The following is a 12574-nucleotide window of genomic DNA, read 5'->3' on the forward strand; positions in this document are numbered from 1 at the left end:
CTGTGGAAAACAGCAGTTTTTCTTGCCGTTCCTGCCATAACTCCTATATGATGTTAAATAATAGATTTATAAAAAAGGAGAATGCCTGGTTATCATCGGCACGCTGATCGTTTATCAGCAACACAATATCTCGAAAAAGTATTGAAAGGGGAACTAAAGGACCCTGTCATTACATTTTTATTGCGTTGCGGCCGTACACCGCTTCAAGTGATTGAAAACTATTTAGAAGACGAAGAGTCGCTAAATTATGCAGTGCTGATGGAATGGCGCAATCCATTCAAACATCATGGATAATTCAAGAAGGATTTACCGTACGGCAGCGATTTGGCTATGAATCAACATCTTCTATTCTTGTTTAAGCAAATTAGCGGTGGATGCATCCACCGCTAATTCATTATTCTATATGGAACGTTTGTTTCACAAATGCAACTACTTCTTCCGCTGTGCTCATCGAGAGGACGGTTTCTTTAAAGCGCGCCGCTTCTTCTTTTGATAATTTTTTCATTTGCGAACGTGCGCGCAAAATAGAAGTTGCGCTCATACTAAACTCGTCGAGCCCTAAACCGAGCAAAATCGGAATGGCGATCGCATCGCCTGCCATTTCACCGCACATTCCAGCCCATTTTCCTTCTTTATGTGCCGCATCAATCACATTGCTAATAAGGCGCAAAATAGCTGGATGATACGGTTGGTAAAGATAAGAAACGCGTTCGTTCATGCGGTCTGCTGCCATCGTATACTGAATTAAGTCATTGGTGCCAATGCTAAAGAAATCTACTTCTTTAGCAAATTGATCGGCAAGTACAGCTGCCGCCGGAATTTCCACCATCATGCCGACTTCAATATCGTCAGCCACTGGTACACCCTCGCGCTGCAATTTTTCTTTTTCCTCTAAAAGAATCGCCTTCGCTTGACGGAATTCATCAAGCGTTGCAATCATCGGAAACATGATTTTCAAATTGCCATATACGCTCGCTCTCAACAAAGCGCGAAGCTGCGTGCGGAACATGTCCTGCATTTCTAAGCAAAGACGGATGGCACGGAATCCTAAAAACGGGTTCATTTCTTTTGGAAGATCCAAATATGGAAGCTCTTTATCCCCGCCGATGTCAAGCGTACGAACAACAACAGGTTTTCCTTCCATTCGTTCAAGCACTGTTTTATACGCTTCAAACTGTTCTTCCTCTGTTGGCAGTTCGGAACGGCCCATGTATAAAAATTCCGTGCGGTATAATCCGATTCCTTCGGCTCCGTTTTCGAGTACTCCTTTGACATCATCTGGTGTACCGATGTTAGCAGCTAGTTCCACATGATACCCATCGCTTGTCACTGTTTTTTCATGTACAAGTTTTGCCCATTCTGCTTTTTGCGCTTCATAGCGAGCGCGTTTTTCTTCATATTGTGCGAGCACCTCATCCGATGGATTGACAATAACCTGTCCATCCAATCCATCGATAATCACAACATCACCATTTTGAACTTCTGCTGTCACTTGCTTCGTACCGACAACAGCTGGAATTTCCATCGATCTCGCCATGATGGCAGAATGGGATGTACGTCCTCCGATATCGGTTGCAAACCCTTTTACGTATTGGCGGTTTAATTGAGCTGTATCGGATGGAGTTAAATCTTCGGCAATAATCACAACTTCTTCGGAAATAAGGCTTGGATTGGAAATCGTAACTCCAAGTAAATGAGCAAGTACACGTTTCGTTACATCGCGAATATCAGCGGCGCGTTCCTTCATATACTCATTATCCATTGCTTCAAACATGGAAATAAACATCGTCGCCGTTTCGTTCAACGCGTATTCCGCGTTCACTTGCTCTGTCTTAATTTTTTCTTTGACTGGATTTAATAATTCTGGATCATTTAATACAAGCAGGTGAGCAGAAAAAATCGCAGCTTTATCTTCCCCTAATTGTTGCAAAGCATGTTGCTTGATGATTTCTAGCTCTTCTGTTGCTTTCGCCACTGCTGCTTCGAAACGTGCAACTTCTGCCTGCGGATCGGAAACAACTTTTTTCTCTACAACAAAATCAGGGGTCTCTAAGCGGTATGCCTTTGCGATGGCAATACCGCTCGATGCAGCAATTCCTTGAATGGTTTTTATCATTATTGTGCAAGACCCTCTTTAGATAATGTTTCCGTTAATGCTGCCATTGCTTCTGCTGCATCTGCCCCTTCCACAGTAATTTTAATCTCAGCGCCTTTTGGAATTCCTAAAGACATAACGCCCATAATCGATTTTAAGTTTACCGTTTTTCCGTTGTATTCTAAATGAATATCGCTGTTGAATTTGCTTGCTGTCTGTACAAGTATAGTTGCTGGACGAGCGTGAATTCCAGATTCTGAAGTTACTGTAAACACTTTTTCAGTCATTGTCGTCATTCCCCTTTTCCTTATTTTTTCATTTGTCATAATATCAAATAATAGTAACTACATTCAATTAAAAAAATCTTTAATCAGAAAATTCGCCTTGTTAACTAATTTCAACGATGCGATCTTCCCCTTTTGTTACTGCACCTTGCTTTTTGACATGAATGCTTTCATTCGGCTGCAAGTTCGTAAAAATAATTGGTGTCACAATAGAAGGAGCATTATTTTTCACATACTCTAAATCAACGCTTAAAATAGGCTGACCTTTTTTCACTTCGTCTCCTTGATTAACATGAGCTTCAAAGCCTTGGCCATTCAATTTGACAGTATCAATACCAAAATGGATTAAAATTTCATGCCCACCAACAGACTCAATACCAATCGCATGTTTTGTCGGGAATACATTCACAATTTTTCCATCAACAGGAGAAACCACTGTTCCGTCTGTTGGCATAATCGCAAAACCGTCACCCATCATTTTTTGTGAAAAGACTTGATCTGGCACTTCAGAAAGTGGAACGATTTCTCCCGAAAGCGGTGAAGCAATTGCCTCCACTTGGGCCGATTCTTTTGTTTCTTGAACCGCTGTTTTTTGCGGCTCTTCCTTCACTCGTGATGGAGCGCGGCCTTCCATAATATCTTTAATTTGTCCTTTTAATATATCGGATTTTGGTCCGAAAATCGCTTGTACATTGTTTCCGACTTCCAAAACGCCCGCTGCGCCTAACGCTTTTAAGCGGTCTTTATCAACTTGTTTAATATCGTTGACCGAAACACGCAAACGTGTAATACACGCGTCTAAATGAGCAATATTTTCTTTACCGCCAAGCGCCGCCAACACTTCATATGGAAGATCGTCCGCTTCTGCTTTTACTGTTGACTCTTCTTCTGTCGTTTTTTCACGTCCTGGTGTTGCTAAATCCCATTTGCGGATCGCAAAGCGGAATCCGAAGTAATAGATGACCGCAAATGCTAATCCGACTGGAATGACAAGCCACCATGCTGTCCGGTTCGGCAATACACCGAATAGCAAGAAGTCAATAACCCCACCGGAGAAAGTCATCCCAATTTTTACATTTAATAAATGCATAACCATAAAGGATAATCCCGCAAAAATCGTATGAATCGCAAATAACGCTGGTGCAACGAATAAAAAGGAAAATTCAATTGGTTCCGTAATCCCTGTTAAAAACGAAGTTAAAGCGGCTGAACCCATAATACCAGCTACCACTTTTTTGTTTTCTGGACGTGCTTCATGATAAATCGCAAGCGCCGCTGCTGGAAGGCCAAACATCATAAATGGGAATTTTCCTGTCATAAATGTTCCCGCAGTTAATGCCACTCCGTCTTTTAATTGTTCGAAAAAGATTTTTTGGTCGCCACGCACCACTTGTCCTGCTTTATTGACATATTCGCCAAATTCAAACCAGAATGGCGCGTAGAAAATATGATGCAATCCAAACGGAATCAGCGCACGCTCAATGACCCCGAAAATAAACGCAGCTAATGTCTTATTAGCATCAATCATATTATGGGAAAACGCATTTAAACCATGCTGAATCGGCGGCCATACCCATGTCATAACAATTCCAAGCAATACCGCAGATGCCGCTGTAATAATCGGAACAAAACGTTTTCCCGCAAAAAAGCCAAGATACTGCGGCAATTCAATGTTGAAATACTTATTATACATATAAGCAGCCAATATACCGACAATAATACCGCCGAATACGCCAGTTTGCAACGTCGGAATTCCTAATATATTCGCAAATGCCGGATTGTCGCCGACCATATCTGGCGTAACGCCTAATACCACACTCATGGTGATATTCATAATTAAATAACCAATAATTGCAGCAAGCCCGGCAACACCGTCACCGCCTGCCAGTCCAATCGCCACTCCAACCGCAAAGAGGAGCGAAAGGTTCGAAAACACAATGCCGCCTGCTTGTTCCATCACATTGGAAACAAGCACGACCCAATCTGCTTTTAACGCAGGAATTCTATCCGTTAAAGCCGGGTTTTTTAAGGCATTACCAAAAGCAAGCAAAATTCCTGCCGCCGGTAAAATCGCCACTGGCAACATAAGCGCTTTACCGACTTTTTGCAACGTACCAAATGCCCTTTTCATTTTCATTCCCTCCTTTTTCTTCTGTATATAAGTTTTGCAACAAACGTTACGTTCATGTACGACAGATGAGAAATTGTTTTGCGGTTTTCTTGAAAAAGCATACGTCAGACGTCAGACTTATTTACAACATACCAATAAAAACGAAAGGCATGAGCAAAGAAGGACAAAAATAGAACGCTTACAACAAGAGGAATAGTGACTCCTCTTGCCTGCCCTATTTTGTCTTCTTTACTCATGCCTGATCGAATCAGTAACACGTAAAGCGAGACAAATTTATTCTATTGTTTCTGTTTCCTTTTTAGCAAGTCTTTGCAGATGCATTGTCAAATAAACCGCTTCTGCGTCGTCTACTGGCATTTGTAACGTTTGTTGCATCACTTTTATTAATTTCCATGCAGTATTATAGCATAGTGGATACGCTTCTTTCAAGATTTTCGACAATTTTTTTGGTTCTTCGACTTTTTCTCCTTTTTTTATGCGTTCAATTGCGTAACGCAAATGACGGACAAACCGCAAATAAGGAATGCTGTTGCGGTCAATCTTGATATTAAGCTGCTGTTCGACAATTTGAATGAGTTTGGTAATTAATTGTGAATGCTGATTTATTTCAGAAAGGCTTTGTTTCGAAATTGCGCTGTGAATATGTAGCGCGATAAATCCAGCTTCTCCTTCCGGAAGCTCGACTCCTAATTTTCGGTTAATCATGTCGACAACTTCACATGCAATTTCATATTCTAGCGGATATAAGCTTTTCGTTTCCACTAAAAACGGATTTTTTAAATCAAGGCCTTGCCTTAATCGCTTTAGCGTAAACGAAATATGATCAGTAAGTGCAACGTGAATATGTTCATTTAACGGAGCGTTGACTCGCTGTTTAATGTGCTGGATTACTTCGTTCATCAGCCCGATAAATTCTTCGTCAAGCTCCGGCAGCAATTTCTTATACTGTTCTTGTTCCCGCTCATTTTTTAAAATGAACCATTTTTCAACGGCACTTTGTTCAATATAATCCCCTTTTTTCTTTCCAAATCCAATCCCTTTTCCGAGCAATACTACTTCATCATACGTTGGATGTGAAGCGATCAACACGTTATTATTTAGCACTTTTTCCACACGAAAGGCCTCTTCCACAAAGCCCCACTCCCTTAATAAAACGTTTGCAATATTATCATCTTACGCAACGATCTCTCAATCGTCAATGAATTAAATATGGATTTTTTCTTAACAACGAAATATGGCATATTTCGCGCTCTTTTTTCTCCCCTCTATCATAAAAAGCATGTTACAATGGGGAAGGAAAGGTGGGAACAACATTGATTAAACTGATTGTCAGCGATTTGGACGGAACGCTGCTTGGATTGGATAACCACGTTAAAAAAGAAGATAAACTCGCCATTCAATTAGCAGTGGAACAAGGAATGGATTTTGCAATTGCATCCGGCCGAATGGATAATGAAATTTTAGAAGTGTTGCAAGAATTGGAACAAAAAGCGCATCGTATTAGTCAAAATGGGGCGTTCATTTACACAAAAACGAATTTGCCGCTTCATGCAACTACTTTTTCTCCGCAGCTAGCACAACAAATTTATCGGCAAGCAAAGGAATTGGAAGCGATTGTACTTGTTTGCAATGAAAATACATATTTTATTGAAGAAACGAACGAAAATACAGCGGAAATAGAAAAACGTCTATTTTATGGGCTATATGAATGTCCAAACATCCTTGATTCCATCGGCAAAGATATTCATCCATCGAAAATTACTGTATTAGCAACAAATGAACAAATTGTCGAATTCGAACAAAAAATAACGCGTCAGTTTGGCAATCACATCGATACGTTTATTTCAGAACCGAACTGTCTTGATATTATGCCAAAAAACATTAGCAAAGGAAATGCGGTTCGCACTTTAATGGAACATCTTCGCTTGCAGCCGAATGAAATCGCTTGTTTCGGCGATGCGTTTAACGATACTCCAATGTTTCGTCTAACCCCTTACAGCTTTGCCATGTCTCATGCTCATCCTAATGTAAAAAAAGAAGCACAATATGTGATCAATTCAGTAAGTGAAGGGATACACATGATTCTTAAAGACATTCCTACACCAAATATGATGCAATAAGAGCTGGCTCACTAAAAAACGCCAGCTCTTTTTTCATATTTTTCCCTATTTAGATTCATACTATGAGTAGTCGTGCAAACAGGAGGTTTACTATGCCATATATTGTAGAAGATGGCGTTCGTCTTTACTATGAAGAGATGGGAAGCGGTACACCAATTTTATTCATTCATCCACCTGGAATGGGTCATATCGTTTTCCGTCATCAACAATCTTTATCAAGCCACTTCCGCATCATCATGTATGATATGCGCGGCAATGGGAAAAGCAGTCCGTCGAATCGTCCGATTACGATTCCGCTGCTAGCTGATGATATTTGCCGCTTACTCAATACACTTGACGTAAAGCAAGCGATTATTTGCGGCTATTCTAGCGGTGGATCCATTGCGTTAGAATTTGCCTTACGCTATCCTCATAAAGTAAAAAAGCTCATTTTAATTGGCGGATTCTCTGAAGTATGTACTGCTTTATTGCGTTATGAATTCTTGCTTGGCATTTATGCAGCAAAAATCGGCGCTATTTCTTTACTTGCCAACGTATTAGCCAAATCGCATGAAAAAAATAAAAAAGGACAACAAGAAATAAAACAATATGTGCGATTGGTCAATAAAAAAGATTTAGTAAATAAATCAGGCGACAACAGCTTTGTCTTCAATCCAATTCCAGCAATAATCAGTGTTGCTTCACCACGGGAAACCATTCCGGCGACAACAGAAAGTAAACCATTCCAAGAAAACCTAGCGAATTTTGCTCCCAACACGGCACTGGCCAGTTTTGTTAATACGGCCAAGCACTTAATCCAATCATTAGCTAAATATGCCAGAGTGCGCCAAAAAATTCGACGGCTCCCACGATAAAAAAATTGACAAAAACAAAAGATAAATTTACGATGATAACAAACTATTTTAGTTACAAAAAGTTAGTTAATTATCCTTTTAAATCGCATAATAAAATGGAGGGAACAACATGGGAAATGCTATTCATACACCCGCAAAAGACTTTTTTACTGTCATTAACGAGCGGCAATCCACACGAAAATACGACCCGAATGTTTCTATAAGTAAGGAAGAATTGCGAGAAATCATTGAATTGGCGGGAAAAGCACCGTCAGCATGGAATTTGCAGCACTGGCATTTTGTTATTATTCATGGAAAAGAAGCGCAACAACGTTTATATCCAATTGCCTATCACCAACAACAAATTGTCGACGCTTCTGCTGTCATTGCCGTATTAGGTGATTTAGAAGCAAATAGAAACACCGATGCAGTATATGATCCGTTAGTAAATGAAGGGGTAATGTCTACAGAAATAAAAGAAAGAATTGCACAACAAATTGAAGCAGCGTACAAAAATAAAGAATACGTTCGTGACGCAGCATTTAGCAACGCCTCGCTTGCAGCCATGCAGCTTATGCTAGCTGCGACGGCAAAAGGATGGGCAACTTGCCCAATCGGCGGTTTCAACGCTGAACAATTTAAACAAGAATTTCATATTTCTGACCGCTATATTCCAGTTATGCTCATTACAATCGGAAAAAGCATCGCCCCCGCCCGCCGTACAACACGGTTGCCTATTGAAGCAATTACTACTTGGGTAGAACGATAATTCGGACGCCTGCTTTGTTCAGCAGAAATAAAAAAAGATGACCAATGTCGTTTGGTCATCTTTTTTCATAAGCTGGAAAAGTCAAATGCACGGTTGTCCCTTTGCCAACTTCGCTCTCTATGTCGATCGTTCCTTTATGTTCCTGCACAATTTTCGTGCTTGTTGTTAATCCAAGTCCCATTCCTTTTTCTTTTAATGTAAAAAACGGTTCACCAATTTTTTGAAGCCGTTCTTTGGAAATACCGATACCTGTATCAGAAATCGTAATATGGATTGTTTGATTTTCCTTCCATACCCGCAGGTGAACACGTATCATCGAACTCCTAACTTGCGGAATCATATTGAAAAAGCGGCGAAGCTAAAAAGAGCCCCACCGCCTTTTTCATCCGCTGTGGTTTTACTATTAATCATTTACATTTCGTGCACCCAATATAACAGTTTATTTACAAGCATTTCTACATGTTCTTTTGGAACTGCTTTTGTCAATGACGATATTAACCGTTCTTTTAATGCTTCCGTTTCCTCTTCGTAGCGGATCAAAAATGACCATTCAAGATCAGGAATGGCTACCACAATATATTCTTCTTTTTTATTTTCGTAAATGTAAACATTTGTTGGTGTCCGCTCATCAAATAATACTGCTTTGCGAATTTTCATCTTGATACCCCATCCTTTATAGCATCTTACATTTCGTATATTTTAACAAATCAATGTCCACCGTTCAATTCAAATCGGTTTATAATTTTTCTTAGAAATGGATATTTATGCTTATTATTAAACAAAAGATGAACTTGATAATTATGTAAATTTTACTCAGCATAAATCATCTTTCTCGTCATTCCACCGTCAATGACAATATTTGCCCCTGTAATAAAATCATTTTCATCATCACACAAATAAAGACAAGCGCGCGCTATGTCTTCCGGCTTGCCGACACGCCCGGCTGGATGCTGCGTATGATCGATTTCCCGCAGCTGTTCATAATCCCCTGTTTCAATCCATCCTGGACTGATGGCATTCACACGAATACGATCATCGGCAAGCGAAACGGCTAAAGCATGAGTCAACGATAAAATTCCGCCTTTCGACGCGGCGTACGCTTCCGAATTCGGCTCAGACATAAGCGCCCTTGTTGACGCAATGTTTACAATCGCTCCGCCTGTTTTATTTTTGCGCATATATTTCGCGGCTTCACGTGATCCAAAAAAGACGCTTCGCAAGTTTGTATTCAGCACATCATCCCATTCTTCCACCGTTAATTCATATGGAGATTTCCATCTTGACACACCCGCATTATTAATTAAATAATGCAAACAACCATACGTTTCAAACGTTACTTTCATAAGACGCGCTATTTCATCTATTTTTCGAACATCGGTTGGAACAAAACGAGTTTCGAGTCCTTTTTCCCTCAACGCTAAAGCGAGTTTCTCTCCTGCTTCTTCCGCAATATCAGCAATCACGACATTCGCTCCTTTTTCCGCAAACATCGTAACAATGGACTTTCCAATTCCATTTGCTCCTCCAGTTACGATAACCACTTTTCTTGAAAAATTCATCGTTTTTCAGCCTTTCTCTTCGTTTTTTTCTAACAAAAGTATACCATCAAAACTGTTTATAGTTATCTATTTTCTTCATCAAAAAAAGACCGCAGCAACATAGCGGTCTTTTTGGATGTTTACCGATATGGAACATAAGGAGCTGAGAAAAATGGACTGTATGGCGCCGCTCCACCGTAGTAAGGAGCTGGTGTATAATACGCTGTCGGCCCTGGCATTATTGGACCGCACATAGGAAATGGAACGGTTGGAGCCATCCCTGCGACCGGAAACATTGGAGACGGTGCAAACGTTCCTTGAGTCAGCATTGTCATTGGTGCAACAGAATCAGGATCTTCACTCATTGGATCTGTATCCCCCATCGTCGGGTTCGGTGCATTTTCCATCCCAAGCGGCATCGTTTGTGGTGCCATATCCGGGCCATCAAAACCGTCATCTGCAAACGATGGCATTGGCATTGCTTCTGCCATCGGATACGGACAGCACCAGGTCACAGGAGGACAGCCGCACATTGATGGAAAAGGATAGACAGCAATTGGCATTGGTGCAGCTGGCATTTGTACAGGTGGCATTGGCACATTCTCCATTGGTGCAGCTGGCATTTGTACATTTTGCGGTGCATTGTTTTCTGGCCACTGCATGTTGTTCTCTACTCTTTCTTCTTCATTATGATTATGGTCCTGTTCATAAAAAAATGGATCATCCTTATACGAATTCCAGTGACTCATATTCCTCTCCCCTTCATTTTTTCATTAAGGTATGATTATGATACATACCCATCCATATTTTATGTGAAAACAAGCAAAGGGTGTTTGCCTTAAAAAAAATGGGTATTTATCCTAAAACACTATTGCGGTACCATAATATTTGTGACAACATTCATCGGTTGAGGTGAACAAACGGTGGATGAAAAATTAGCCTCTAAACTTCTCGATGAATTGCGCAATGGAACAATTTCAGAACTACTAGTAAAAAAAGAAGATTTTCTCACGTTTCGCAACGTTCTTGTAAAACAAAATGATTTTAAACATTTCCGTGGCATTGCTCAGCGAGGAGGAGACGTCATTTACCATTATCTCGAAAAACCTCGAAGCTAATCAATTAACGCCGATTTTCCAGTGCGAAAATCGGCGTTTTTTCTGTGCCGAAAAAATTTCCATACCCCCTATGAAACTAGCAATATCAACGGAAAACGCAATTTTCCAACATTTAGATGATGATAGAATCAAAAATCCTTGTTACTCTAGTAGCGAGTTAACAAGAAGGAGGGAATTTTATGAAAAAGATAAGGAAGTGGATGCTAGCATCCATTTTTTGTAGTGCATTTTTATTTGGAGGCCATGCTGCTAGTGCAGCTACAACTCATACAGTAAAACCTGGAGAAACGCTTTGGAACATTGCAAAACAATACGGCGTACCATTAAAACAGCTACAAAAACAAAATGATAAGTATACAGATCTATTATTTCCTGGTGAAAAGTTAGTTATTCCTAAAACAACGATTTCTGCAAGTGAAAAAGATTTATTAGCCCGTCTCGTTCACGCAGAAGCAAAAGGGGAACCATATGCAGGAAAAGTAGCCGTAGCAACTGTCGTGTTGAATCGAGTCGATCATCCTGATTTCCCAAATACGATTCGCGATGTTATTTATGAGCGCTCTGGCGGCCATTATGCATTCACGCCGGTACAAAATGGAACGATTAATCAACCGGCAGACCGTGAATCACGTCGCGCCGTTGAAGAAGCACTTGCTTTTCGCGGTTTAGGAAATGGTTCAGTGTACTTCTATAATCCAAAAACGGCGAAAAGCAAATGGCTGCGCTCTAAGCAGGTCACCATTGTCATTGGAAATCACGTATTTGCCAAGTAAGAAAGGAGCTTTGTCACAAGCTCCTTTCTTTATTAAGAAATGATAAAAAAAGAGACAAAGCCCCCTTTACTTAAAAAAGAAAATAAGGCAAACTATAACAAACACAGTAAATAAATAAAAAAGGAGAATGAATATGAAAAAAGCAAAAGTTGGCGACATTATCGAGTTTAAAAATGGATTGCGCGGAATCGTTGAAAAAGTCAATGAAAATTCTGTCATCGTTGATTTAACGTATATGGAAAATTATAGAGAATTGGATTTACAAGAACGGACCGTCGTCAATCATAAAAATTACAAAATTATTGAGTAAAAACGAAAACAGAGGCTGTTCTTTCACTTAGAACAGCCTCTGACTGTTTTATATAAAGATGCGCATTTTAGCGGTTATCTACTTTTTCCGGATATAAATCATGGTTCAATAAGCGATATTCCGCCATTTTTTCATACTTCGTTCCTGGACGTCCCCAGTTGCAATACGGATCGATCGAAATGCCGCCGCGCGGTGTAAATTTCCCCCATACTTCAATGTAGCGCGGCTCCATCACTTTAATTAAATCGTTCATAATAATATTGACGCAATCCTCATGGAAATCGCCGTGGTTGCGGAAGCTGAATAAATACAGCTTCAGCGATTTGCTTTCAACGCATTTTTTATCGGGAATGTAGCTAATGTAAATCGTCGCGAAGTCCGGTTGTCCGGTTTTTGGCCTCTGTTTTAACAAACAGGTGGACTATATCTTATTCTTATTCAACTGCGATATTGAATAAGAACCCTTGCGCTTCCACCATAATGATGTATATTACATCATCATGGTGTACTCTACTCTCTTCCTCCAACACTACTCTTACTCGCTTCATGTTGGAGTGATTTCGATAGTCTCTGCACCTTCCTCAAATTTAGAGAACATTTGGA

General features: G+C 40.2%; 14 protein-coding genes and 2 pseudogenes. 7 read left to right on the forward strand and 9 right to left on the reverse strand.

All coding sequences use genetic code 11. The features are described from left to right. Positions 1-78 precede the first annotated feature (78 nt). Positions 79-294: pseudogene (locus FNL97_RS12715) on the forward strand (GNAT family N-acetyltransferase); the annotation flags it as partial. Positions 295-394: 100 nt separating this feature from the next. Here FNL97_RS12715 and ptsP read toward each other — a convergent pair. The 4 genes from ptsP to glcT form a co-directional block, all read right to left on the reverse strand. Next, positions 395-2116, reverse strand: a complete 1722-nt coding sequence (ptsP, locus tag FNL97_RS12720) for a phosphoenolpyruvate--protein phosphotransferase (protein WP_062677457.1) — start codon at positions 2114-2116, stop codon at positions 395-397. Next, a complete protein-coding gene (locus FNL97_RS12725; protein WP_041269604.1) occupies positions 2116-2382 on the reverse strand; it encodes a phosphocarrier protein HPr in 267 nt (88 codons plus the stop codon). The genes ptsP and FNL97_RS12725 overlap by 1 nt, the downstream gene beginning before the upstream one ends. 100 nt (positions 2383-2482) lie before the next feature. Continuing rightward, positions 2483-4510, reverse strand: a complete 2028-nt coding sequence (gene ptsG / locus FNL97_RS12730; RefSeq protein ID WP_062677458.1) for a glucose-specific PTS transporter subunit IIBC — start codon at positions 4508-4510, stop codon at positions 2483-2485. 273 nt (positions 4511-4783) lie between these two features. Beyond that, on the reverse strand, positions 4784-5641 hold the full coding sequence (glcT, locus tag FNL97_RS12735; RefSeq protein WP_015863255.1) for a glucose PTS transporter transcription antiterminator GlcT: 858 nt from the start codon (positions 5639-5641) through the stop codon (positions 4784-4786). A gap of 182 nt (positions 5642-5823) precedes the next feature. On the opposite strand from glcT, the gene FNL97_RS12740 reads away from it, so the two are divergent. The 3 genes from FNL97_RS12740 to FNL97_RS12750 all read left to right on the forward strand — a co-directional run bounded on the left by FNL97_RS12740 (position 5824) and on the right by FNL97_RS12750 (position 8232). Continuing rightward, positions 5824-6630, forward strand: a complete 807-nt coding sequence (locus FNL97_RS12740; protein WP_062677479.1) for a Cof-type HAD-IIB family hydrolase — start codon at positions 5824-5826, stop codon at positions 6628-6630. A gap of 92 nt (positions 6631-6722) precedes the next feature. Continuing rightward, positions 6723-7484, forward strand: a complete 762-nt coding sequence (locus FNL97_RS12745; RefSeq protein ID WP_143415895.1) for an alpha/beta fold hydrolase — start codon at positions 6723-6725, stop codon at positions 7482-7484. Between the two features lie 109 nt (positions 7485-7593). After that, positions 7594-8232 carry a nitroreductase family protein gene (locus tag FNL97_RS12750; RefSeq protein ID WP_015863251.1) on the forward strand — a complete coding sequence of 213 codons (639 nt, stop codon included), beginning with the start codon at positions 7594-7596 and terminating at the stop codon, positions 8230-8232. Positions 8233-8287: 55 nt separating this feature from the next. On the opposite strand, the gene FNL97_RS12755 is transcribed toward FNL97_RS12750, so the two are convergent. The 4 genes from FNL97_RS12755 to FNL97_RS12770 form a co-directional block, all read right to left on the reverse strand. Next, entirely contained in the window at positions 8288-8569 is a 282-nt protein-coding gene (locus FNL97_RS12755) for an ATP-binding protein (protein ID WP_321164190.1), read from the reverse strand. Between the two features lie 74 nt (positions 8570-8643). Then, a complete protein-coding gene (locus tag FNL97_RS12760) occupies positions 8644-8889 on the reverse strand; it encodes a YueH family protein (protein WP_143415896.1) in 246 nt (81 codons plus the stop codon). Positions 8890-9041: 152 nt separating this feature from the next. Continuing rightward, positions 9042-9791, reverse strand: coding sequence for a glucose 1-dehydrogenase (locus FNL97_RS12765; protein ID WP_062677462.1), 750 nt, complete (start codon positions 9789-9791; stop codon positions 9042-9044). Between the two features lie 119 nt (positions 9792-9910). After that, positions 9911-10519, reverse strand: coding sequence for a hypothetical protein (locus tag FNL97_RS12770; protein WP_015863249.1), 609 nt, complete (start codon positions 10517-10519; stop codon positions 9911-9913). A 174-nt stretch (positions 10520-10693) separates the two neighbouring features. On the opposite strand from FNL97_RS12770, the gene ykzS reads away from it, so the two are divergent. From ykzS to FNL97_RS12785, 3 genes are all read left to right on the forward strand, one after another. Further along, on the forward strand, positions 10694-10888 hold the full coding sequence (gene ykzS / locus FNL97_RS12775; protein WP_143415897.1) for a protein YkzS: 195 nt from the start codon (positions 10694-10696) through the stop codon (positions 10886-10888). A 179-nt stretch (positions 10889-11067) separates the two neighbouring features. Then, positions 11068-11661: a cell wall hydrolase gene (locus tag FNL97_RS12780; protein ID WP_062677465.1), complete on the forward strand. Its 594-nt coding sequence runs from the start codon at positions 11068-11070 to the stop codon at positions 11659-11661. Positions 11662-11794: 133 nt separating this feature from the next. Further along, positions 11795-11971, forward strand: coding sequence for a YkvS family protein (locus FNL97_RS12785; protein ID WP_012749561.1), 177 nt, complete (start codon positions 11795-11797; stop codon positions 11969-11971). Positions 11972-12038: 67 nt separating this feature from the next. Here the strand turns inward: FNL97_RS12785 and queF are convergent. Continuing rightward, positions 12039-12368 (reverse strand): annotated as a pseudogene (gene queF, locus FNL97_RS12790) (preQ(1) synthase); the annotation flags it as partial. Positions 12369-12574 lie beyond the last annotated feature (206 nt).

The organism is Geobacillus sp. E263 (assembly GCF_007197795.1).
In the GTDB taxonomy this organism is placed as follows: domain Bacteria; phylum Bacillota; class Bacilli; order Bacillales; family Anoxybacillaceae; genus Parageobacillus_B; species Parageobacillus_B toebii.